The 24342-nt window shown below is 39.6% G+C and carries 22 protein-coding genes, 1 tRNA gene, 1 other RNA gene and 2 pseudogenes; 9 read left to right on the forward strand and 17 right to left on the reverse strand.

The features are described 5' to 3' along the window. Nucleotides 1-358 precede the first annotated feature (358 nt). Nucleotides 359-940: a disulfide bond formation protein B gene (locus ACFIK8_RS06360; RefSeq protein WP_375635621.1), complete on the reverse strand. Its 582-nt coding sequence runs from the start codon at nt 938-940 to the stop codon at nt 359-361. Between the two features lie 10 nt (nt 941-950). Further along, entirely contained in the window at nt 951-1103 is a 153-nt protein-coding gene (locus ACFIK8_RS06365; protein WP_012232294.1) for a DUF5993 family protein, read from the reverse strand. An 814-nt stretch (nt 1104-1917) separates the two neighbouring features. Here ACFIK8_RS06365 and purE point away from each other — a divergent pair. Beyond that, nucleotides 1918-2415: a 5-(carboxyamino)imidazole ribonucleotide mutase gene (gene purE / locus ACFIK8_RS06370; protein WP_015856858.1), complete on the forward strand. Its 498-nt coding sequence runs from the start codon at nt 1918-1920 to the stop codon at nt 2413-2415. Nucleotide 2416: 1 nt separating this feature from the next. Then, nucleotides 2417-3658, forward strand: a complete 1242-nt coding sequence (locus ACFIK8_RS06375) for a 5-(carboxyamino)imidazole ribonucleotide synthase (protein WP_375669041.1) — start codon at nt 2417-2419, stop codon at nt 3656-3658. Between the two features lie 201 nt (nt 3659-3859). Here ACFIK8_RS06375 and ACFIK8_RS06380 read toward each other — a convergent pair whose 3' ends face one another. Next, a complete protein-coding gene (locus ACFIK8_RS06380; RefSeq protein ID WP_375669042.1) occupies nt 3860-4048 on the reverse strand; it encodes a hypothetical protein in 189 nt (62 codons plus the stop codon). Between the two features lie 2611 nt (nt 4049-6659). Here ACFIK8_RS06380 and ykgO point away from each other — a divergent pair. The 5 genes from ykgO to ACFIK8_RS06405 all read left to right on the forward strand — a co-directional run bounded on the left by ykgO (nt 6660) and on the right by ACFIK8_RS06405 (nt 10450). Then, nucleotides 6660-6785, forward strand: a complete 126-nt coding sequence (gene ykgO, locus ACFIK8_RS06385) for a type B 50S ribosomal protein L36 (protein WP_013545486.1) — start codon at nt 6660-6662, stop codon at nt 6783-6785. 139 nt (nt 6786-6924) lie between these two features. Then, entirely contained in the window at nt 6925-7710 is a 786-nt protein-coding gene (locus tag ACFIK8_RS06390; RefSeq protein ID WP_375669043.1) for a tetratricopeptide repeat protein, read from the forward strand. Between the two features lie 802 nt (nt 7711-8512). Further along, nucleotides 8513-8673: non-coding RNA, 6S RNA (ssrS, locus tag ACFIK8_RS06395), on the forward strand. 331 nt (nt 8674-9004) lie between these two features. Next, complete coding sequence (locus ACFIK8_RS06400) at nt 9005-9610, forward strand: 5-formyltetrahydrofolate cyclo-ligase (RefSeq protein ID WP_375644540.1); 606 nt, start codon at nt 9005-9007, stop codon at nt 9608-9610. Nucleotides 9611-9628: 18 nt separating this feature from the next. Next, nucleotides 9629-10450, forward strand: coding sequence for a TIGR00282 family metallophosphoesterase (locus ACFIK8_RS06405; RefSeq protein ID WP_375652776.1), 822 nt, complete (start codon nt 9629-9631; stop codon nt 10448-10450). 367 nt (nt 10451-10817) lie between these two features. On the opposite strand, the pseudogene ACFIK8_RS06410 reads toward ACFIK8_RS06405, so the two are convergent. From ACFIK8_RS06410 to ACFIK8_RS06445, 8 genes and pseudogenes are all read right to left on the reverse strand, one after another. Further along, nucleotides 10818-11273: pseudogene (locus tag ACFIK8_RS06410) on the reverse strand (helix-turn-helix domain-containing protein). Between the two features lie 180 nt (nt 11274-11453). Continuing rightward, the gene (locus ACFIK8_RS06415) at nt 11454-11810 is read right to left on the reverse strand and encodes a helix-turn-helix domain-containing protein (RefSeq protein ID WP_375669044.1); all 357 of its coding nucleotides are present in this window, start codon (nt 11808-11810) and stop codon (nt 11454-11456) included. Nucleotides 11811-12687: 877 nt separating this feature from the next. After that, on the reverse strand, nt 12688-14595 hold the full coding sequence (gene traG, locus ACFIK8_RS06420; protein WP_375669045.1) for a Ti-type conjugative transfer system protein TraG: 1908 nt from the start codon (nt 14593-14595) through the stop codon (nt 12688-12690). 525 nt (nt 14596-15120) lie between these two features. Beyond that, a complete protein-coding gene (locus tag ACFIK8_RS06425) occupies nt 15121-15525 on the reverse strand; it encodes a helix-turn-helix domain-containing protein (RefSeq protein WP_375669054.1) in 405 nt (134 codons plus the stop codon). Nucleotides 15526-16326: 801 nt separating this feature from the next. Next, nucleotides 16327-16593: a hypothetical protein gene (locus ACFIK8_RS06430; RefSeq protein WP_375669046.1), complete on the reverse strand. Its 267-nt coding sequence runs from the start codon at nt 16591-16593 to the stop codon at nt 16327-16329. Nucleotides 16594-16756: 163 nt separating this feature from the next. Next, nucleotides 16757-16949: pseudogene (locus ACFIK8_RS06435) on the reverse strand (UDP-N-acetylglucosamine 1-carboxyvinyltransferase); the annotation flags it as partial. A gap of 190 nt (nt 16950-17139) precedes the next feature. Continuing rightward, nucleotides 17140-18435, reverse strand: coding sequence for a UDP-N-acetylglucosamine 1-carboxyvinyltransferase (gene murA / locus ACFIK8_RS06440; RefSeq protein WP_375635613.1), 1296 nt, complete (start codon nt 18433-18435; stop codon nt 17140-17142). Nucleotides 18436-18610: 175 nt separating this feature from the next. Then, complete coding sequence (locus ACFIK8_RS06445) at nt 18611-18763, reverse strand: hypothetical protein (RefSeq protein WP_375635612.1); 153 nt, start codon at nt 18761-18763, stop codon at nt 18611-18613. 177 nt (nt 18764-18940) lie between these two features. On the opposite strand from ACFIK8_RS06445, the gene ACFIK8_RS06450 reads away from it, so the two are divergent. Beyond that, nucleotides 18941-19015: transfer RNA gene (locus ACFIK8_RS06450), tRNA-Thr, on the forward strand. A gap of 164 nt (nt 19016-19179) precedes the next feature. Here ACFIK8_RS06450 and ACFIK8_RS06455 read toward each other — a convergent pair. The 5 genes from ACFIK8_RS06455 to ACFIK8_RS06475 form a co-directional block, all read right to left on the reverse strand. Next, nucleotides 19180-19410, reverse strand: coding sequence for a hypothetical protein (locus ACFIK8_RS06455; RefSeq protein WP_375669047.1), 231 nt, complete (start codon nt 19408-19410; stop codon nt 19180-19182). A 220-nt stretch (nt 19411-19630) separates the two neighbouring features. Then, a complete protein-coding gene (locus tag ACFIK8_RS06460) occupies nt 19631-20374 on the reverse strand; it encodes a YqaJ viral recombinase family protein (RefSeq protein ID WP_375647299.1) in 744 nt (247 codons plus the stop codon). Between the two features lie 773 nt (nt 20375-21147). Beyond that, the gene (locus ACFIK8_RS06465) at nt 21148-21336 is read right to left on the reverse strand and encodes a hypothetical protein (RefSeq protein WP_375644515.1); all 189 of its coding nucleotides are present in this window, start codon (nt 21334-21336) and stop codon (nt 21148-21150) included. 2 nt (nt 21337-21338) lie between these two features. Then, nucleotides 21339-21728, reverse strand: a complete 390-nt coding sequence (locus ACFIK8_RS06470) for a hypothetical protein (protein ID WP_015856872.1) — start codon at nt 21726-21728, stop codon at nt 21339-21341. A gap of 312 nt (nt 21729-22040) precedes the next feature. Beyond that, the gene (locus ACFIK8_RS06475) at nt 22041-22358 is read right to left on the reverse strand and encodes a transcriptional regulator (protein ID WP_015857134.1); all 318 of its coding nucleotides are present in this window, start codon (nt 22356-22358) and stop codon (nt 22041-22043) included. 415 nt (nt 22359-22773) lie between these two features. On the opposite strand from ACFIK8_RS06475, the gene ACFIK8_RS06480 reads away from it, so the two are divergent. After that, nucleotides 22774-23844: a YdaU family protein gene (locus ACFIK8_RS06480; protein WP_375635609.1), complete on the forward strand. Its 1071-nt coding sequence runs from the start codon at nt 22774-22776 to the stop codon at nt 23842-23844. 137 nt (nt 23845-23981) lie between these two features. Here ACFIK8_RS06480 and ACFIK8_RS06485 read toward each other — a convergent pair whose 3' ends face one another. Beyond that, on the reverse strand, nt 23982-24170 hold the full coding sequence (locus tag ACFIK8_RS06485) for a hypothetical protein (RefSeq protein WP_375644514.1): 189 nt from the start codon (nt 24168-24170) through the stop codon (nt 23982-23984). Nucleotides 24171-24342 lie beyond the last annotated feature (172 nt).

Raw genomic sequence — 24342 nt, forward strand, 5'->3', positions numbered from 1 at the left:
ACAATAACTTATTTAACGCAATGTTAAGAAAAATCAAGAATAAAAATTTTTTATCGTTAATGCACCTTTAAAAAACGAAGCTTTTTAACCCACGCAGCTCAACAATCTGGGATTGTTCTAAAAACACCTGCAACCAATCCTTTTATCTCCCTCAAAAGACAGTATAAAAGGTTCACAGAGCAAGTCTTCGCTTAAAAAAACATCAATCGCAAGCGCTCATAAAAGCCAGTGTTGGCATAAAAGATCAGATTATCGAATAATCTTGCTAAAATGTCTTCCCAATCAATAAAAAAGAAGCGGATTTTTTAACATTTCCGCCTCTTTAACAATAAAATCACGATGAGGGATTATTAAAAATTCAAGACTGTGAAGGGAACCAATTTGATAACAATTCATACCTTACAGGATCATCAGCACATTGTCCACCACCACATTCCAGTATGGTAGAAATCAAATTTGCCGCAATCAAAAACACAAATAAAAAACTTGCCGTTTTACTCAAAAATGGAAAAGGAGAAAATTCTTTGAACTTATGTGCCAATTCGCCTAAAATCATGACAAATGAGACAGCAAAGATACAAAGGACAGAAATAATGAAAGCCCAAGTATAAAAATGCAATCCAAAGAACGTTGAACCATATCCCAAATCATCAGGTGTTATATGCAAAAACACTTGCCGTGCTGCAACGGCACTCGTTACCATACAACCGAGAATAACCATACCATAATGGGTATTTTTCACCTTATGGTGAATATTGAGCAAGAACCCACAACCTGCCAGCATCAATCCAACGCGCTGTAGCAAACAAAGGGGACAAGGTAACTCAAACTTTACCAATTGATAATAAAAAGCCACCACCAAGACAATAGATAACCCAATGAGTCCTAGCGTATTCATAAAGATGACGAAATGAGGGTTTTTTTGTTCAACTTGTTCCATGGCTATTCTCTCAAAAAGATAAATTTAAAGTAGAAGTTGCGTGATGATTGAAAGTGAGAAGAATGACAACGAATAAAATTGCCCACAAAGCATAACTTATATTTTTTTTGCCATACACAGTCGTTATTGCAGTACCTAAAGCGATTAAAAATGGAAAAAACATAGCTTTAAATCTCCTTTACATCCGGTGTTTAACTTTTAATTTATTTCAGCTTCCACCATTATTACAAAATTGGGCAAAAAAGAGACCATGGATTTATTATTCACAATTCGTCATTCACTTTATCTTGTCATTATATTTAAGTGAAAAAAAAACGCAGAACCATATAATCGCTAAGAAACACATCTTAACAAAAACACAAAAGCGTTGATTATTCGCTTCCCTTTATATCAGCTATTATTAAAAATATATCAACGATTACAAAGAGCATATTCCCCCACTCAATTAATAGAATCACTTGAACAGCAAAATAAATAGCCTTTGAAATTAAGAGAGCGACATCTCTTTTTTCTCAAAAGAATATCCTCACTTTGCAACGCATTTTCGCCATAAAAATCTCTTTTTCTCATAAGCAATTTTTCAAATTGCAGCAGATTTTATAATATATGGTGACCATGTTTATTTTAGCAAATAAAAATGAGACATTTTTTAAAACTTACAATCAATGGCTTTCCCCCGATGTATTTTTTCCTCTTACCTTAAATAAACGACAATCCCGCAGCTCAACAGCCTCATAGGTCCCACACCACCCCTTAACACCCCCCTCAAAATTCATCCCTCCCCCTCAAAAGAAGTGCTTCATAACCTTCAATACTTTAATTTTTCAACTCTCGAGATCCCCCTTTAAATTTTTAGCTTTCCATCTTATTTGAAAAATAACTGTTTCTCTGTCATCAATTGGCTTTGCAAAGAGAATATAAAACTTTTAAAAAAATAATGATAAAGAATCGCATTGAACCTTTGAAAAGGATGGTGAATGATGAAAAAATCATGTGATGTCGCGATTTTAATGGGGAGCCAATCGGATTGGCAAACGATGTGCCATAGTGCAGATATTTTGACGAATCTTGGTATTTCTCATAGTTCGCATATTGTCTCAGCACACCGAACTCCTGAACGCCTTTATCAATTTGCAAAAGAAGCAAAAGACGCAGGGTTTAAAGTTTTAATTGCCGGTGCAGGGGGTGCAGCGCATCTTCCTGGTATGCTAGCAGCCCTTACGCCTCTTCCTGTTTTTGGCGTTCCAGTGCATTCTCATTCTCTTTCTGGTCAAGATTCTTTGCTTTCAATTGTGCAAATGCCAGCAGGGATACCCGTTGGCACATTAGCAATTGGCAAAGCAGGCGCAATTAATGCAGCACTTTTAGCCGCAGCCGTTATGGCCATTTATGATCATGATCTCGCCCAGCGATTACAAGATTGGCGTCAACAACAAACAGCCAATGTCGCCAAAACGCCTGTAACGGAGGTTTAAAATGGCACCGTTTTCCAACACCACCCTCTCATCCAACACCACTCTCTCATCCAACACCACCCCCTCATCCAACACGCCCCTCTCATCCAACACGCCCCTCTCATCCAACACCACCCTCTCATCCAACACGCCCCTCTCGTCCAACGCCCCCTCACCTAACATATTACCTCCAGGCAGCGTCATTGGTTTAATCGGGGGCGGACAATTAGCACGGATGCTCGCCATAGCGGCCGCAGAATTAGGGTTTCGAACAGTTATTTTTTGCCCTGAGGCCGATTGCCCAGCCGCTCAAACAGCAAACAGCCATATTGTTGCCTCCTATGACGATACATCAGCTTTAGATCATTTTATTTCTCAGTGTGATGTTGTCAGCTATGAATTTGAAAATCTTTCGCTTCAAACGGTTCAATATGTAGAGAAGAGTAAGCCTGTTTATCCTTCTTCCAAAGCATTAGAGATCACGCAAGATCGACTTTTTGAGAAGCAATTTTTACGTGATCAAGGGATTGGAACCGCCTCATGGTATGCTGTTGACAATTCTTCTTCTCTTCTTTCCGCTCTCGATGCCTTAGGCGAACGTGGTCTTTTAAAGACGCGTCGTTTTGGTTATGATGGGAAAAACCAGATCAAACTTGACCGCCCCAATGAACAAACCCTTGACGAAGCCTTAAGGACTTTTCAGGAGCAGCCTTGTATTTTGGAAGAAATAGTTCCTTTTTTATCAGAAATTTCAGTTCTCTCGGCTCGCACAAAACAAGGGGAACATATTTTTTATGATTGCCCTGAAAACCAACATAAAAACGGAATTCTTCATAAATCCTTTGTTCCATCCCATATTCCACTTGACGTGCAAAAAGCAGCCCAAGAAATCAGCCTAACAGTAATGGATGCCCTCGATTATGTTGGTGTTCTTTGTATTGAACTTTTTGTCTTAACGGATGGTCATCTTTTAGTAAATGAACTCGCGCCGCGTGTCCATAATTCTGGTCATTGGACACAAAAAGCATGCATAACTTCACAATTTGAACAGCATATCCGTGCTATTTGCGGTCTTCCCTTAGGCAGCACATACCGTCATAGCGATTGCCAAATGACAAATCTTCTTGGGAACAATTTAAGCACGTTAAAATATTTTCTCACGCAAGAGCGCACCTCAATCCATTTATATGGCAAAAGCACTGTTCAACCCTACCGCAAAATGGGGCATGTCATCCAATTAATGGGACCAGCGAGCAAATCTTAACGCTCACATATAAAAACGCTTTTTCACCCAAGTGAAGACAGAAAAAGCACCCTCTCCCCTCACACCGATATCCAGCGGCTCAAATCGCGCACACCCCTGACCTTTTAACTTTCCCCTGACATGGGGGCTTCTCCCCCCTTCACACCCTCCTACAAGCCCTGCTCTTTTAAAAACATCACCTCTTCTCGCCCACAAACCGTTTCACATCTCATCCCCCCTCAAAAACAAATCTTCACTCCACACCGATTGACTATCCATGCGGCTCAACAAACGCTCCCCAACCCCTTTCAACCCTTCTTTCCCACCCAAAACTCTGTCCCCCTTTTTTCTCAAAAACATCATCCACTCATCCAACATCACCGCCTCATCCAACATGTTACCTCTAGGCATCATTATTCCCCATGATAGAGGCAGCCCCTTCATTTTCCTTTTAATCCCAATCTTTAGGAAAGAGACTGATCGATTGCGCCCATAGATACCAATCCACGATGCGCTTTTATTGCCTCTAGCCTCTCTTCTTATGTTTATTTTTGCACAAAAGCATTTTCACAAAAGCATGAGTTTTGTTTTCTCATAAAATCGCTGAGAGGTAAAACGTATTACTCTACCCAAACAACTCTCGCAAACGCAGCCCAATATTGATCAGAAGATAGCCCCTCCAGCATAGCAACTTTCCTCTCTCTCTTTTTTCCTTAACGGATAGAGGACCTTCTTCTTTTGTTCATCCGCTCAACATCTTTCTCGAAAAAGTCTCCTCAACGTCCCCCAACGGCTTAAATTTCTTCTTTACAAATCAATTTTTCTTCTCTCACGCTCCCCCTCTTTTCAGCGCATCCATTTTCCTACCTTTTAATCCTGTTAAAACAATGAATTATAAGGCGCATCACCACCGTATAATGCTCATGGGTTTTATGGCATATCTTTATTGCATCCCGCACAGTTCTTTATAAACTCCCTTATCGTAAGCGTACTTTGTTTACGCATACTCTCACCCACAAAAGACTCTCTGTAACTCTCTATCCTGCTCAACAATGACATTCATCAAGACCATCAGACCCGCACACTTCACGAAGTTTCAATTTTTTTCGCGCTCCAAGCTTCTTTCAAGAGCACCTAACAGCACCCTTAATTGACTAAGTATAAATGTTTATTTTATTATCCTAGTAAAGCTAAATTATACTTTTTAATACTATCATTGCCTTTAAAACGCTCATTTAGCGAAAAAATACTTCATTTCTAAAAATAATGAAGCAACTTTAAATGAGGCACAGCCTGTTCCTCCCAAAAAAAACGGAGAGGGGGTCCATTCAGACACATGCTATTCCTCTTTCTTTTAATCTTTCGTAAACCCATTGTTCTCGTAACGAAAGTCTTCGCAATAGGCTTTTTATTAATGACAGGAATTCTTTGTATAGCATGCCTTATGGGAGGAAGAGAGTCACTGCCCCTATCGATCGGGATCCCAATGATCATTGTGTCAGCTCTCTTTGGCATTGGCAACATGTATATAAATTGGTATTATGACATACTTTTATTACGTCTATCGCCAGACAATGTGAACCTTTCACTCTTTCAATAAACATCATCATAGATCACCCTTGGGAAGGTCAAATTTTTCTACAGCATGGATATTAAAAGGAATTCAAACCATCCACATTCAAGAGCCAAAGTGTATTCTCAGTATACTGGCTCTCTCACCGGATGGTTTGAATTCCCCATCCGCTTGACAATATCCAGCAATCCACCCCACGTAGAAATACACGTAGAAATAATTGGGTTGCAAAAAATCATAAGCTATTGACTTCAAAGAGAAATTTATGCAGAATCTTTCACTCTAATAGCACAAATTTAATCCCCCATTAGAAGTTCCAAGCGCGCCACTCCGTTCCTGATCTCCACGTTAAAGATATAATTACAGGACGTGATTACAGCACTAAGCTTATCCATTCCCAAACATCCTCTCAGCCCTCACGTAAAATAAAAAGCCTCAAACAGAAGACACTTGCGTTGCCAATTTACGCACTTGTTTTAACACGCGCTTATTTTAGAGAAACACTTATTTTAAAGAAACACTTGGCCAATGCACATTGCCACCACTTCACAACAGCCCCTCATCATAGAGTATAAAAGCTCTCGATAATAGCTTAAACATTTATAGTGCACCACCCCTTCTTCAAGCTTATGAAGCGTAAACGCCAGCCTCATCACACCGTTTTGCCAGTCCCCAATGTTGCAGCACTCTCTTGCACTTGAAAGCATTTATAAAAGACCGTTTTATTCCTTACTCTTCAAGTGTTTTTACCCATACACCAATCCCGCTTGTGATATGCAGGCAGCAAATGCTATGGTTAAAGATACATAGATTTGTAATGAGAAAACCATAACACTATGCGAGACTCTTAAGTTTGCTATGTCTACTATGAACAGTAGAAATTGATCCTTATCAATTCATCCCTTTTGTCTTCATCATGCAATTTATTTTCTAGGTTTTAAGAGCAAACTTTAAGAATATCCTCACACACTAACAAAAAACACATCATGGTATAAATTTTACATAAGCCTTCTACACCGCCTAAACGATGATATTTTACGGAAAAACAGGTTTCTCTTCTCACAAATGAGAAGCTTTTACTTGTTTCCACTTTTTATTCTTCTTTTTTGCGAGAATATTTTTTACCTTCAAGGCAACCATTAACCCACCATAGGAAATGTATAATACACCCTTGACAAGAATAAGACTTCTTGTTAAATCTTTCTTACTTTTTTTGCAATTTTCACTTATTCGTTGTGCTAATGAAGTGGTTAATGCGTACCTTAAGAGTGCGCTTCTCTTTTTGTGATCACAGTGAAAAAGTGTGTCGTGTGATGTTATGATGCAAGTACGATATCGCAATGCAATGTTCATAGTGTGAGCAGTGTATTGGGGTTGTAATATTGTATTTTCGTGTTTTAATGTTGTATTATAGTATTGTGTTACGTAAACTGTTTAACGGTGAATATGATGAAAATTAAAAATTCGCTTAAAGCACTAAAGGAGCGCCACCGTAACAATCGTTTGGTGCGTCGTAAAGGTCGTATTTATATTCTTAATAAAACGAACCCACGTTTTAGAGCGCGTCAGGGCTAATTCTTTTAGGGTTAATGTTTTTATGCCTACTTTTTGTAGGCTTAAAAATTTTTCTTAAGTTTTTTTGGTTATAAGTCCGTTGGTTACGAGTCCATTGTTTGATAATATTTGGTGATTTATCTTTTGGGGGCTTGTTTTTATGGATTCTTCTATTTTTCTAAAAGCTTTTCGATTTTTTCAGCTGCGTTTTTTCTGTATTTTCCAGCACATTTTTTTTCTTTTTTTTGTTGGCATTTTTTGTTTTGTTCCCTCTAGCTATGGGCAAAATCCTCCTTCGCTTCCTGAAGATCGTCCTTCTCCACAATCGCTTTTACCGTTAGATGATCTTATTCCCAATTCTCCTGCCCCTTCCTCAATGCCCTCTGATTCTGATTTGTCTGCGATTACTCTTGAAGATTTTGACAAAGAGCAGCTTTCCCATGTTGACAGAGTTAAACAACGCAAAGAAGCCAAAATTTTACGTTTACTGAAAGAGTTGAAATATTGTGCTGATGTTTCTCAAGCGAAAAAGATCAGTCAACAACTTCAACTTTTATGGTCGCAATCGGGGAGCGATACAATTGATCTTTTAATGTCATGGGCTGAAAATGCGATCAGTAGCGACGATTATGGACTTGCGCTTGATTATATTGATAATGCTCTTGCACTTTTACCTACTTACGCTGAAGCTTGGGTAAGACGTGCTTGGATTCACATTCAACTAAACGACTTCAAGCTTGCCATGCTTGATCTCAACCATGCTCTTGAACTTGAGCCGCGCAACTATATAGCTTTTTTTGAACTTGGCGTTACCATGGAAGCAACAGAGCGTCCAAAACTTGCTCTTAAAGCTTATGAAGCAGCATTAGAGTATTACCCACAAATGCGCAGGATTCAAAAGCGCGTGCAAGCTCTGTTAGACGAACAAACACCACAAGCTCTTTGAAACCATTCAAGAACGAGACGCTTTACGACATCCTTTCAAACTTAGATAAAACGCAAGCCGGCTTCACATTCCACTCAATAAACTAAAAGCCCCCTGCTTATAACCACGCCATCACCCCCCACCACGCAATTGACAATGTCTTTTTTGAATTTTGACCTGTTTTTTATTGAAGGCAGCTTCCAAACACTTCCAATATACCCTCTACAGAATTTCTTCTCATAGCAAGCAAACGCTTCACACCTGAGTCTTCTTCACACCACCTCTTTTTTTTACATCCCTCCATCATGGATAAAAAATTTGTAAATACGATCCTCAAAAAATATTTTTTGAAAAAAGCTTAAAACATCGCTAAGCACCTTTGATAAACTGTCATCGTCTTTTTTTATTTTTATGAGCTTCAACCATAGCGGAGCACATACCGTATCGGCTCTCCTCCACCCCTCAAAGTTGATAAAACAGCACTGAAATATTCCCTACAAGGAAAAAACTTCAAAGACGCAATGTCAGTTAAACAAACATCCTTGAATAAGAAACTTTTCCCCTTCAAAGCTCCTCCAAGCATTCCCGCGAAACATAAAAATCAAGCGATTGCCAATAAACCGTTCTGCGTCACTCAATCACTCACCCCCACTCATATTTTTTGCTTTTTTTACTTTGAATAAAGCGTTCTATATATCATACAGCCATTTCCAGCAGCCACCAGCAAGATTGTAAAACCATCTTGAAAAAACTTTATGAAAAATAAGAGATTGCGGTTATTTTATCTCTAGCAGAAACTCTGAAATTGTTTTATATTAAGGAGGGTGTTCTGCGCTTCTCGACAGGAAATAACGTATTCCTGAGACCTTAATGATCTCCAAGGGAGCTGTCCCTGATCAAGCCCGTGGGCTTTTTCATATGGCGCCCACCTATTTGTATAGGTTCCCGGGATCAGCTTTTTCCATCGGCTGTTGTGGATCACCCTTTTTTACATCAATAAAATTTTTCCAGATAAAAATTGAGAGCGACCTTTTACATAAGACTAATGACGATACTCTCTTTTCAAAAAATAAAAATTACGAGGGGCTTTATTTTATGAAACAGACAGCACTTACAAAAATAATCCCTCTGTGAATCTGCTTCATCCCTTCGTACACAGCAGCGCAAAAGCGGCTTGTCGCACCAAGATACCCCCTAAAGAGCACACACTTTTTTCATGCTTTTTTTCATGAGCACAGCTCTTATCTTAACAGAGATTTACAAAACGCCAACAATAGATAAAATACCAGCATCTTATAAAACAACTGGCGAGACAATGACACAAAATCCCCTCTGTGAATCTGCTTCATCCCTTCGTACACAGCAGCGCAAAAGCGGTTTATCGCGTCGTGATGCTCTTTTAATAGAAGAGCGCACACTCTTTTCGCAGCGTGCTTGTTGCCACTTTATTGAATACCTTGAAAAAAAGGGGACAGATTTTTCACGCCTCATTTTGGCAGGCTATTGGCCCATTAAATCGGAAATTGACCCGCGTCCTTTACTGGATGCTGTAGCATTACGCGGCGGACGTTTAGCCTTACCAGCAGTACTTGATCCCACCACCATGGTTTTCCGTGCATTTTCGCCCAGCACGATTTTAGAACCCATGCGCTTTGGCACCTTTGGTCCCAGTGCCGACAATGGTGTTGTTGTCCCCAATAATATTATTGTTCCACTTTCTGCGTTTGATCGTCAATGTCACCGTCTTGGCTATGGAGGAGGATATTATGACCGTGCGGTTGAAGCTCTTGAAAAACAAGGGCATCAAATGACATTATGGGGCATAGGATTTTCATGTCAGGAGGTTTCCTCTATTCCCGCAGCAGAACATGATCTACAGGTACAGGGAATTTTTACAGAAAAAGGTTTCTTAAAATGTTAAAATATGATTAAAGTGCCTATGCGTTTTTTATTTTTAGGTGACATTGTTGGTAACACAGGCTGTAAAGCTGTTTTTGAACACCTTCCTCAACTGATTAAGAAGTGGCAGCTTGATTTTGTTGTGGTAAATGGTGAAAATGCCTCTGGTGGTTTTGGTCTCACACAAGAAACGTATCAAGATCTTTTGATAGCCGGTGTTGATGTTGTCACCACGGGCAATCATGCTTTTTCTCACAAAGAAGCATTGCAGTATGCCCATGAGAGCGATCGTTTTTTACGCCCTGCCAATTTTTCGAAAGAAACTCCCGGAAGAGGTGTTGGTATTTTTACGGCAAAAAATGGAGCCCGTGTTCTTGTCGCCAATCTGTTGGGCAGCGTTTTTATGCCGTTCAAAGTAGAAGATCCATTTGAAACAGCGGAAAATATTCTGCTTGCCTGTTCATTGATGGAGCAAGCCGATACGGTTATTTTTGACTTTCACGCAGAAACGACAAGCGAGAAACAATGTTTTGGCCATTTTCTTGATGGTCGTGTGAGTGTTATCGTTGGCACACATACGCATATTCCCACGGCTGACGCGCAGATCTTAGAAGGTGGGAGCGCCTATTTAACAGATGCAGGCATGTGTGGAGATTATAATTCATCTCTTGGAATGGATAAAGAAGAACCCTTACACCGTTTTCTTTATAAGACGAAGCAAGATCGTTTTGAACCGGCGTGTGGTCCCGCCACCCTTTGTGGTTTAGCGGTTGAGATTTCAGATCGCACAGGTTTAGCAGAAAAGGTCTCGGCGGTACGGATTGGTCCTCATTTAAAGCCTGAAGTTCCAGATTTTTGGTAGCTTCTTTTAAGCCGCCCCTTTGATGATTACTCTCCACTGTGCGCCCTTTGGTGATCGCTCTCCACTGTTTCCTTTTGAGAACTCTATTTGGCAAGACGATTTTTCAAACCCTTCCCAAATCCTAAAAACACCCCACCCCCCAATTTGCCTAATACAGCAACTTTTCTAGCACAAATAAGTCACTCTTTTTAAAAAAATAAAAGATAAAGGATAAAATTTTTCGTGATTGTTAAAACGATGAGAAGGAGGTTTTATTTCGACATTTCTGCGGGGGGGGGGGAGGGAGAAATGCTAACCCCCTTCTCTGAAAAAGGGTTTATATAATAATTTATTATTTAGCAAGAGCCTCTTTAATCTTTTTTTAATTCTAACGAAAATTTAATCTTAAAATTGCTTTCTGCTTTTTAGGTTTGAGCTCTCTAAAACTTTTCAGGAGCTGGTATTCCTCTTTACTTCCGATCCTTTCATCATAAGGATACAAGACGTCTTCTTTTGTTGAGAGATCAGCGTAAAAAAAGGAAATGGGAACATCCAGTATATCAGCAATTTCTTGTAAACGCCGCCCCTATACGATTAGAGCCTTTTTCATATTTTTGGATTTGTTGAAAAGTCACACCTAACTGGCTGCCTAATTGCTTTTGCGACATTCCGATCATTGTTCTTTTAAAGCGAATTTTTCTGCCTATCGAAATATCGTTAAAGTGTGGATTTTTAGCTTTCACTTCAAGCTCCCCTGCCGAGAGCGAGCGCCTCTTATGCGTATTCCGGGAGTCAAAAACACTGAATCCGAGTCAGCTTTTTTGCTTTTAGTGCTAGAGCGCACCTGGACATGGCAAAAACTCCCGGAATCTCGCGATACTTATAAAGCAGGCTAATGTCTCAGCTTGAATTCTCAGGCTTTAGGTTCCACCATTCAACCACACTGTACGACGAGAACCTTGGCTCTTGTTCATAAAATAATTTCAGGAGATCAGCAATAAAAATTAAAACAGTGTTTCTTATCTCATGAGACAATCAAACACAAAATTGCTTTCTGCTTTTTAGGTTTGAGCTCTCTAAAACTTTTCAAAAGGACTTGCTCTTCTTTACTTCCGATCCTTTCATCACAAGGATACAAGGCGTTTTCTTTTGTTGAGAGATCAGCGTAAAAAAAGGAAATGGGAACATTGAGAATGTCAGCAATTTCTTGTAAACGCCCCGCCCCTATACGATTAGAGCCTTTTTCATATTTTTGGATTTGTTGAAAAGTCACACCTAACTGGCTGCCTAATTGCTTTTGCGACATCCCCAGCATTGTTCTTTTAAAGCGAATTTTTCTGCCTATCGAAATGTCATTAAAGTGTGGATTTTTAGCTTTCACTTTAAGCTCCCCTGCCGGTTGCGAGCGCCCTCGCATTGGTATTCCGGGAGTCTGAAAGTACTGAGTTCGAATCAGCTTTTTTTGCTTTTAGTGCTAGAGAGCACCTGGACATGGCAAAAACTCCCGGAATTCCGGGATACCTACAAGAGTAGGTTCATTTTATGATCGAACTTTAGGGCTTTCAGACCCTACTGATCGCTGCGTAGACGACCAAAGTCACCCTTTAAGGTATAAAGGAATTGGAGAAGATTAGCAATAAAATTTAAAACAGTCTTTATTTGTATTTTTTATAAGAGGCACCCCACCTCTCTTTTTTGATTAAATTATATACGAACGAAATGAGCGCTATTTACTTAAAAATTATAAGATCATAATCAAGAGAAGCTAGACGTATTAGCTAGACGTAGTAAAAACCTTTCATAGGCATCATTAGCAAACAAGCAAAGAAATATCATGATGATACCACCAATGACCATTGCTGTTTGGTGTTCATAGGGTGCAACTCTCGCTGTGTATCCCCAAAAAAGAAAAAATAGGAATAAAATCAAGCCACCAGCAAAGAAGTTTAAGAAGGCAAAAACTGATTTACGAATAAATAACAGAATAAGGAAGATTGCGTAAAGCAACTTTTTAACTATCACAGCCAATATTCTACGTATTATCTTGAACACCCCACACATTATAATTGATAAGATACTCTTTTTATGTCTTGATTTTTTTGGTGTTTGTCTTCTTAGCAGAAAGATCGTTTATGACTTTCTCCCATTTTCAAGCCACTGTACTATAAAAATGTACTATAAAAATAATTTATCTCTAATTATATCACCCCAAAATACAATAATGCTTTATTCATTTTAACTAAAAAACAAGTGCTTTATTAAGAAGAAAAGCTATTTTCATTAGCAAGAGCTGTTAAATCCTTACGTCTAAAATAGATAGAGCGTCCACAACGGATAGGGAGCTCTCCTTGCACGAGAATAATCTGTTCGTCTTTTCGCATTTCTTGTGTTATTTCATGTGGATATATTAAGGGTCTTTGTCGCAAACTTAAATGCTCTGTTCCTTCTATACCTGATGTTCCCAGAGTTATGCTTGAATCTTTCACTTCAATGGTCATTTGACCACATGCCTTAGATATATTTTCAGCAGTTTTAATATCTTTTATTGCGGCATAGCTTACAAAAGCACAATTTTTAAACCATGTCATAACGCCTAACGAACCGAAATAACGTTCTATTTGCTCTACAGACTCGTAAAAAAGCATGAGAGATATGCCATATTTGCGTCCATAATCACGTGCTTCTTCTAAAATGTTCATATATCTTAAAAGATCAGCATTATCTAAAATAAAGAGCGCTCTTTTTGCATAATTACCATTAGCAGCTTCCATAGCTCTGAGAAAAGAGCCAACAAGGACACGCCCAACACCTGGATAAGATTTTAAAATTTTTGAGGGGATATTTAAAAAAATATCGATATCTCCTTTTGTTATATCATTAGTTTTAAAGTTATAACCACTGATAAGATCTGCATAATTAGAGAGGGAAAGCCATTGTATATCTTTTGCAACAGTAGAATAGACATCTGAGAAAGTTTGTTCAATCATGTTTGTAAACACCCCAAGAGTTTCACGAATAAATTGGGATGGCGATGAAGCCTGTAAGGAACGCAATTTTCCAATCACAGACGGTTCTGGCATTGACATGATCGTATGAAGGGTTTTTAAGTTTTTTTCCTGTAATGTGTATTCATCAGAAAAGACCACATGCGCAAGTATTCCTGTTAACAAATTATGTGCCTGTGATACAAAGAATTGGTCTGTCGAAGTTGATTTGTAGTTTTCAGAAAGAAGGAGTCTAGCAACTTCAACCACACCCGCTTCTCTTTCATAAAGGGGGAGATTTTCATCTAACAGCCAATCTAAAGGATTAAAAGTTTCTGTTGAAGAACTATGGGGGTCAAGAACGTATACTTTTCTTTTAAAATCCTCCCTTGCGTCTTTAACTATTGGAGCGATTTCAGTTGAAGGATCAAAAACGATCAGTGGACCGGAATATTTGAGACAAGTTGGAATAACATTACTGGTTGTTTTATAACCACCAGAACCAGCAAAAAATAACATATGGGTTGAATCAAAATCCAGTTTATATGTCAACAATGGCTGGCGACCACCTTTTCCCCATGTTGTTTTGTCTTTAGGATTAAAAGGGACATCTTTAACAATATCTTTGTCGACTCTATAGCGCTCTCCTATGACGACTTCACCATCACGAGGAAAAATCTTTTCAAGGCGTTTCATACTCATCCATTGAACACCACCAAAGATCGTATTTTTTGAAATTTTCAAAGGTGAAGCTTTAGGTAATGATAGTTTTATCGTGTAACCAAGGATAATAACGCCAATAACAACACCCCCTAAAACCATCCTATCAAAGAAAGGAAAAACATCCGCCCATGTCATATTATCTTGACCTACATAGGGACTTAGTCTGATATATTCATTTGCACTATAATAAGTTGCAAACAAACCAAAGATGATCATGGATGAAATAATGATATTTTTTCTGGTATGCCTTTTTTGTAATAAGATGAATGAAGAACATGAAAGTGCAATAAGGATTAAAATATCCAGTGGCTTTGATCTTACAAACCAATAAGCATCAGGCGTCGTTCCATTTTCTGTAATGTTATTGATGGTTATATTGACCAAAAAAGCTACAATGATTGAAAAGATGAGTGGCAATGCTAAAAATATAATCTGTTTTTTGTCTAATTTATTGACCATTTCCCCCCTGCATACCAGAAAAAGCTTCTCTTCCTATTTTTTTCGAAATTTTTGAATTTTTATCAAGTTTTGAAACGTAAAGCAAACCATCTTAAGATGAAAGACTTATCTGCCTCTCTAAGACGGGCTTTTATAAAAAGCTCCCCTAAACTAATTTTTTCAAGAATTTTTCCAAAGTTTCTTTGATGCTTCACGCGCTATTTAAATTTCTTACTTAACTCTTTTACGACACTGTATACGCTTCTTAACAGAAAAAAAACCAATAACAATACGCATTAGTGTTCACTGAAAAAAAGCGCGGTTTATCATGTTGTGCCGTAAAACATTGTTGTTTAGAGCGGTGATATAAGGCATGTAAAACTTTCCATATTAAGTGTTTTTAGAGTGTGTAATAAATGGGCATGGCTTGCCCCGTAGAGCCTTTTTAAAGTGAACCACATGAGTTGGCTAGGAGTAGGTCACCCCCCCCGCCAACAGAAGCCGGACTGTTTACAGGGCAGCCCTTAAGTCAGGAATATGCATCCTTTAGAGCGTAGAGCGGGAGGAAATCAAACACAAAATTGCTTTCTGCTTTTTAGGTTTGAGCTCTCTAAAACTTTTCAAAAGGATTTGCTCTTCTTTACTTCCGATCCTTTCATCACAAGGATACAAGGCGTTTTCTTTTGTTGAGAGATCAGCGTAAAAAAAGGAAATGGGAACATTGAGAATGTCAGCAATTTCTTGTAAACGCCCCGCCCCTATACGATTAGAGCCTTTTTCATATTTTTGGATTTGTTGAAAAGTCACACCTAACTGGCTGCCTAATTGCTTTTGCGACATTCCGATCATTGTTCTTTTAAAGCGAATTTTTCTGCCTATCGAAATGTCGTTAAAGTGTGGATTTTTAGTTTGCACTTCAAGCTCCCCTGCCGAGAGCGAGCGCCCTCGCATTGGTATTCCGGGAGTTGAAAGAGCTGAAACTTGACTCAGCCTTTTGCTTTTAGTGCTCATCGCACCTGGACATGGCAAAAACTCCCGGAATCCCGGGAAACCCACAAAAGTAGGCTAATCTTATGTACTGAACTTTAGGGGTTTTGAATCCCTCTTGGCCGTTGCGTAGACGACCAAAATTACAGTGTTATTTATAAGGTAATTTCAGGAAATTGGCAATAAAATTTAAAACAGTGTTTGTTTTATGAGCTCCACCCCCGCCTCTCAAATGCTTATGCCCGCTCGTAAAAACTCCAAAACCATGAGATAAAACCCACTTTTATTGAGAGGACTAATAACCCTTTATTTTTGAGATCAAGCCTCCCAAAAGCACACCTAACAACATATCGCCCCCTCCCAAAGCCATTTTTGAGAGACATCTTACAGATTTACACTGTGATGCGTTGGATTTTTGCGCCAAATCGGACTAATTTTTCCTCCAATCTCTCAAATCCACGATCAAGATGATAGACACGATTGACGATTGTTTCTCCCTTTGCTGCCAATGTAACAAGATAAGAGGGCTGCAATCACAAGAGAAACAAAAAGCGCGCAAATCCGTCGCCATGATGAGGCCCCCCTTGCAAATTCTCTGTTTTATGAGATGCGCTACCCTCTAATCCATAGCGCTTTATCGGCGCCCCATTAACAATGCCATCCTCAGCTTTTAAAGAATGAAGATACTTTTTTGTTATGATTGTCTTTTATAGGTTTTCCATATTCGTTTTTTCATCAATTAAAGAGATTACATTGCCCTTTTCATCAGTACCCGTGCCCAAGAGTTATACTAAACTTCCGTGGATTGCGAGATTCTAAAGGATTACACTCCGGATTCTTGTCATGTACTATACACCATTCTATATAAGCAGGGTCATTCTGAAAATCTTCTGAAGCACCATAAAGAACTTTTTTTTCAAGTTGATTTACACCAGACTTTTTCCATGTACCTGCAATGGTTTGAGGCAATTGAGCTTGATAACATCCAATCATAATCAATAAAGCACTCAATAATTTAAAAGTCTGCTTCATTTCATTTTCCTTGAATAATTATAAACACTATAAAATACATAGATTATTTTATTATCATATTTTTATATTAAAAAACAATAAATATTGTGAACGTTTACTATCATTTTGAATTATTTTCTTTGGCAATGATAATACAAATAACACAAATACAAAAGAAACAAAAAGCGCGCAAATCCGTCGCCATGATGAGGCCCCCCTTGCAAATTCTCTGTTCCATGAGATGCGTTGCCCTCTCGCCCATCAAGCTTTCTAGACGCCCTCAAACGATTGAGTTCTTGAACATGCATAAAACGATTTTCGAAAATCGTCTCTGTAATATGCGCGGTTCCCTCAGCCCGTGTTATGAGCGCCATAAACGACATTTAGACAATGATACAAATCTTTTTTTGTTTTATGAGCTCCACCCGCCTCTCAAACACTTATGCCCGCTCGTAAAAACTCCAAAACCATGAGATAAACCCCACGTTTATTGAGAGGATTAACAAACCTTGTTTTCTGAGATTAAGCCCCCCGAAGAGAGAGATTAAAGAATACCCTCAAAGGGAATTACACTGTGATACGTTGGATTTTTGCGCCACAACGGACTAATTTTTCCTCTAATCTCTCAAATCCACGATCAAGATGATAGACACGATTGACGATTGTTTCTCCCTTTGCTGCCAATGCTGCAATCACAAGAGAAACAGAAGCGCGCAAATCCGTCGCCATGACAGGAGCCCCTTGCAAATTCTCTGTTCCATAGACAGTTGCTGTCTGCCCATCAAGCTTTATCGAGGCCCCTAAACGATTGAGTTCTTGAACATGCATAAAACGATTTTCGAAAATCGTCTCTGTAATATGCGAGATTCCTTCAGCCCGTGTCATGAGCGCCATGAATTGCGCTTGGAGATCGGTTGGAAAAGCAGGATAAGGTCCTGTTTTAATATCAACAGGCATAATTTTTGTGTTCTTTGGATTTCGCTTAACATGAATTCCTTGAGGTTCTATTTGAATCTCGAGTCCTGTTTTTTGAAGTACCTTAAGCACTTTTGTAAGATGATTAGGATTTGCATTTTTAAGAAAGACATCGCCTCCTGTCATAGCAACAGCCATTGCATATGTCCCCGCTTCGATTCGATCAGCAATGACGCGTATTTTTGTTCCTTTAAGTTTTTTAACCCCTTCAATTGTAAGCGTTGTTGTTCCTTCACCAGTTATTTGAGCCCCCATAGCATTCAGGGTTCGAATAAGGTTTGCCACTTCTGGTTCACAAGCCGCATTCTCAAGAAAGGTTGTTCCCTCTGCCAGTGTCGCCGCCATAAGCATTACATGGGTTCCACCAACTGTGACTTTAGGGAAACGATAGTGAGCACCTTTTAACCCCCTTGGTGCTTTTGCATGAACATATCCATTTTCGATCGTAATCTGTGCGCCTAAAGTTTTGAGTCCCTCAAGGATAAAATCGACAGGTCTTGTTCCGATAGCACATCCTCCAGGAAGCGACACATAAGCCTCTAAGCATCGTGCAAGGAGAGGTCCGATAACCCAAAAGCTTGCGCGCATTTTTTTCACCAGTTCGTACGGCGCACGTGTTGTCGCTATTTTTTGCGCAGTAAAATGAATTGTTCTTGAATTCACACACTCATCGTTAAACTCTTGTCCATCAACAGCATACCCAACACCATGATTATTGAGAATACGAATAAGCAGTTCGACATCGGCCAGATGAGGGATATTTTCTAAAGTGAGCGTTTCTTCTGTCAAAAGCGCCGCAATCATAAGAGGCAATGCAGCGTTTTTTGCCCCTGATATAGGAATGGTTCCTTTAAGCTTTTTCCCCCCAACAATTTGAATAGAATCCATAGTGTTTTCCCTCTTTTCCTTTGTGCCTGCCCTTCCAAAGGTTTTCCCCCTTCGGGAAGTTATGCTTTATTAATCGTTTTAGAACGCATTCTAAATATGAGAATAAATTATTGAGAAGTTTAGTTGCAAAGCTTCACTAAAAAACATTTTTTTGCATTTTAGGGCTTTTTGCATTTTAGAGCTCTGTTTGCGCTCTTTGTCGGCTTTGCTCTTTTCGACGTTTCAGGTTTTGACGCAATTGTTGCGCCAATCTTTCTTGACGCCGTTTTGCTTTTTCATTTTGATGATTCATTTCATTTTGTTTTTGTTTTTGATGCATTTGTGTCATTGCGCAACCTTTTAAACAGTGTTGAGCTTCTATCCAAGCAACTCATAACCTTAAATATTTAAGCATATAAGAAACATATGTCATGACATAAGATACGTTTTCTTGCAAGAATATACAAATGTTCTCTTGCCTATTTTCTGACAATATGGCACAAGACAGCGCAAAGATTGAAAAGGGGCTGCGGTAGCTCAGTGGTAGAGCACTCCCTTGGTAAGGGAGAGGTCGAGAGTTCAATCCTCTCTCGCAGCACCATTTTATTCTTCTTTTGTTTATTCTTCTCCTACCCCTCTCCTCTTTTCTATAAGCATCAATCACCTCCATTGATCCTCCATCAACGAAAGTATCATGCGCAGCATTCTCTCCCCAGTGAGAAAGGCTCTTGCCTTATTTATTAGTGCCTCCCTAACACTCAACATCTAACACTCAACATAAAAGCAGCTAAAACCCACGCCCCATACGTCTCCTGTCTCACTTCCCCAACACGCCTCCCACAGTTCCTCATGCATAGGCTCTTCATACCTCTCTTTCCCTATACCGACTAAAACAGATAGCCCCCAAAAAACAAAAGCATAACGCGCACCATTGTCACCGCAATAAAGAAGCATTTGCCCTTTCATGAGTAAAATAATATCTCCCCCCCTTAACACTCAACACAAAAGCTCCCAGCCCCCCCTTCTGTCCCAATACGTCTAAACAAACTTTAACGCTCCCACTTCGCCTTCAAACATCTCCTTCCATTTCCCAACAAGTTTTCACATTCACTCCAAATCCCCTGCGCTTCCTGTGCCCCCTACTTGCCGCTCTCCTCAAACACCCCACTTGCTTTTCCCCCTCTGCTCTTTCCTTTTTATAAAACTTTTCCCCTGCTCAATGCTGTACAGATCCCTTTCTTGCCCGCCTCATTCTTGTTTTGCCCACCAGCAGACGCTTTGCATTCGCTCCCCGCTCTCTGTTTTTCCTTTCCTTCAAAGCAATTTCTGTCCTTATACTAAAACCTGTCTCAACACACTTAATTTGCTGTACCATCTTCTCCAAAGCCTCATTAAAACGGCTAATTTCATTTTCAAGCTTGCAAATATACGCTTCATCACGATAAGCACGTTTAATCAAAGGTGGCATATCAGGCCAATAGAGCATTAAATCCACCCATTCGCGTTGAGAAATCCATAACCCTCCTTGACATTGTGCTTTATGTTCTGCTGGAAAAGTCTTTTGCATAAAATGAGGGATCAAAATTTCAGGTTTTTTTGTTTTTATTTCTAATAAGCCATTTTCTCCCACAAAAGCATCGGGAGAAAATCCTTGTCCGCGATCATCTGCCAAAACAAAGCCAATACATTCAGGTTCTGTATGCGTAAGTTTTGCATAGAGTTGTCGTGCGATTGGTTCTAATTCTGTCCCACGTCGCTGAGAAACCGTTGTTCCTTCCTCAACGGTTTTTCCTGTAATTCTTTCTCCCGCCAATTTCATCATCACACTATGATATCGTGAAGTTTTTTGCCCCTGTTTTTTTTGTGCCATAACCATCTCAAACAAAGAAGCCGTAATCAAACCATTGCGTACTTTCTGCCATTCTTCCGTTCCCTGAATACAATCGATAATGATTGGCATAGTATTTCTCCCCTTCATCTTTAAAGTGTTTTTTGCAATATATCCTCTTTGAAACATTCACATTGTTTAAGCCTGTATCCCTCACACGGACTAAAGGCGACAGCATCCTTCAATGCATCCCTCAAGTATTGTGCCCCTGAAAACAAAAAAACTGCTGCCCCCCTCAACATCCCCCCGCAAATTTCTCAATCACCCCAATGAAAAACCCAGCCGACAACTTTTCCCCCTCGCAAACCGCCCGTAATTTCTCATCCACAGACTCTTTTCTTCATGCCCCCCTTTCCCATATCGGCTAAAAATTTTCCCCCAAGCTCCCCCCAAGAAGGAAAACATAACACGCATCATGGTCACCGCAATAAAAAAGCATTTGCCCTTTCATGAGTAAAATAATGCCCCCTTAACACTCAATATAAAAGCTCCCAGAACACACGTGTCCCAATACGTCTAAACAAGCTTTAACGGTCTTAATTCCCCCTTCAAACATCTCCTTCCATTTTCCAACATGCTTTACGTATCACTCCAAGCCACTGATAGTTACCTCTCCCCCCAATTTCCTCAATCCCCCCAATGAACCCAGCCGACAGCTTTTCCCCTCGCAAAGCTCCCGCAGTTTCTCATCCATAGGCTCTTTTCTTCATATCCCCTTTCCCATATCGGCTAAAAATTTTCCCCCAAGCTCCCCCCCCCCAAGAAGGAAAACATAACGCGCATCATGGTCACCGCAATAAAAAAAGCACTTGGGCCCATCATTGCGGCTCCCTTTTTCAATCTAGCTATTGCACGACGGAAAAATCATGGCGGCAATATTCTTCCTCCAATTTTTTTACCATAAACTGAGCCACCTCTTGCGATATGAAAAGAATAGCGTTGTGTTTTTGTGGTTCGAGTCTGATTAAATTTCGCATATTTCCAGCATAATAAAGTGGAACCCCTTGATAAGAAGTCTTGAGATAACTTGGCATGTTTACCACCAATAATCTGTCAAGACATCACATGGGCGTAAACGATGCTGTTTTTCATAAGAGCCATAGAGATTATCTTCATAATCGCAAGCGGCTCTTTCATTTAAACAAACATGATAAGCTTCACTATTCAAAACGAAGGGCTGCAATGGCGTATTTTCTTCATTCATTTCATGATTTTCGACATAAAAGTCAGCGATTTGTTCCGTAACATCTTCAGCATGAGAAGTTGTCAGATCGAGTCGTAAAACTCTATAAACAGTTTCACATTCTTCAATCAGTTCGAGCACTTCTTCGATTTCATCGATTGGTCCTTCATAAGTATTAGGATTTTCCTCTTCGCATAAAACGATAATAATTTCATCCTCTTTAACGAATGGAATATTTTTCATGATTTCCCCCTTTAGATAGTTGATAAAGCATAGCCTTGTCTTGACAAGACTAAATATAGCGTTAGTCTTATATCCTCTATAGGAGAGATGTCAACCATTTTATCCTTCATAAAAGATATATTTTAAATCTCTGCGGGGTTCAAATGACATATGTAAATAAAAATCTATTATTCTTTGTTCCTCTCATGTCCCTTTGTTGTTCTCTATTTGTTCTTACTCGATTGCAATTATAAACACGCTGGAGAGATAAAATGAGTGATATAATATTAATAAAATACTGGAGTCGTCTTGATTCAAAAGCACAGAAGGAACTTATTTTGGAGCTTCGTCAACGGGTCGCCGCAAAAGAGTCAAAATCGCCTGTCTCTCTTGCGGAGAGAGTTTTGAAATAAGCTCTATAAATTCTTTATCTTCAGGGCTAGCCCCTTTACCGTAAAGAATATAATTCATACTGATATTAATTTCGTGACAAATTCGCGAAAGAGATTCGATTGTTGGTTCTTTTCCTTCAGAAAGAATAGAATGAAGGTATCCCGCACCTTTACCAGCAGAGAGGGAGATAGATCTTTTTGACCGCCCACTTTTTTCCAAAGCGATCCTTAATCTTTGACGCCAACCATCGATATTCATAATTTCACCATATAGCGCGTCTTTTACAAAAAACACGTCCTTTTTATAAAATTGGCTTGCATTATCCTCTAAAAAGGATAAAATTAAGGAAACAAATTTTACTTTTTAGGGGGAAAAATTTTTTATTTTTGGATCATAAAAACACTTTAACCACCCCAAAGGATATAAAAGCCACCTCCAAAAGTTGCTGCCCAAAAGCAGATATATTGAAAATGTGTGGTACTCTTTATTTTTTCCATCACCGCAATCTTAAATCGTAAGTTTGCATGCGCTTCAAGCACACCCACTCATTTATAAACGTCGTAAAGAAGCCTCTCGTCATCATCAAACAGAGCCAAACAAAACACAAGCTGAATCCCTATTTGCGCTTTTATCGTCAATAAGAATGTATAAAAAAAAGAAAGTAGACTGCAGTATGAAACACGCTAATCAACAAGAAACTCCTCATTATGAATCGTCCAGGCTTCCGTATGTTTGTTGGTATCAAAATGACTTTCTAGGAGGTGTTCGTGGGATGCGCGCACACGAGATTGGAATCTATACGATTCTTCTCAATGAAATGTATGCACGCGGTCGTCCTCTAGAAATATCGGAAGAACGTTTAGCGCGTCTTTGTGGTTGTGACAAGCGAACTTTTGTTAATGTTTTAGAAATGCTCATCCAAGAGGGTAAGATTTTAAATTTAGCCAATGGATTATGGAACAAGCGTTGCGAAAATGTTTTTCAAGAGCGTGAAAAATTGCTTGAACAAAAATCCTTTGCGGGTCGTTCTTCGGCAAAAAAGCGTAAAAAAATCAATGCTGAGATTCAACAACTGCTTAACGAGAGTACAAAAGATGCTGCACAAAGCTTAGAAGCTCAAAAGACAGAAGAAAAGAAAACACCTCACGGTGTTTTTGAAAAGAAAATTTTGTGTGATGAGATAGAACCTTGTTTTTCCTGCGAAGAAAACTTTGAACAAAGCGATCACCAGTCTCTCTCTTTAGCTCTTGATTCTGCTCTCCCTTCCCCTCCACAAGAAGAAGCGGAGCAAAAAAACGCCTCTCCCCTAAACACTCCACAAGCCGATTTCGCCCCCGCCCCTATTGCGCAAATTGTCATGGGGGAAAAAACAAAATCCGCCACCAATCTCCCACCCAGCAATCTTCCTGTATCCATCCCGCCTTCTTCCAACAAAAAAACCACCGCCTCAGTTGCCAAAGGACACCGTCTTCCTGAACATTGGCAAGCAGACATCAAGGCGGCAGTTTCAGAAGGTTTGAGTGAAAGCCAAGCCTATTGGCAAGAAAAGAAGTTTCGCGACTATTGGCAAGCCAAGAGCGGAAAAGAAGCTCTCAAAGTAGACTGGCAAGCCACATGGCGCAACTGGTTTCGCCGTGAGATCGAACGGCTAGAACAGCAAAAACAGGGAAGCTCCTCATCTTTCATCTCTGAGAACAACGACATGCTTTACCGCAGTTTGATCAACTATAGCGACAATTCTTGACATCACACGAACAACGTATTTTTCAAGCACGCGCGGGGACAAAAAATGTTTCAAAACCATAAAAATAACAACAAAAACAACAATGAAATAAGCTATTCATACAGCAAAACAAGTCAACACCACCCCTACAACTCTCATCACAAAAGTGCTCGCCCTACACACGCCTCATCTCTTGCACGCAAAGGAACACAAACGCTCTCCAGCCTCTGTGTATCCATCCCGCCTTCTTCCAACAAAAAAATCACCGCCTCAGTTGCCAAAGGACACCGTCTTCCATGCACTTGGAAAATAGTTATCAACGCAGCAGTTTCAGAAACTTTCAGCAAAGATCATACCCTTCAAACAACGCTCGTCAGCCTTTCAGCATCCACCCCCTCTTTCTCGAGAAACACCCTTCTTCCAATTACCGCCTTTGCCAAAAGGGGTACCGTCTTCCTGAGCATTAGCAAGCAGACATCAAGGCAGCAGTTTCAGAAGGTTTGAGTGAGAGCCAAGCCC

It is taken from the genome of Bartonella sp. MR168JLCBS, assembly GCF_042194175.1.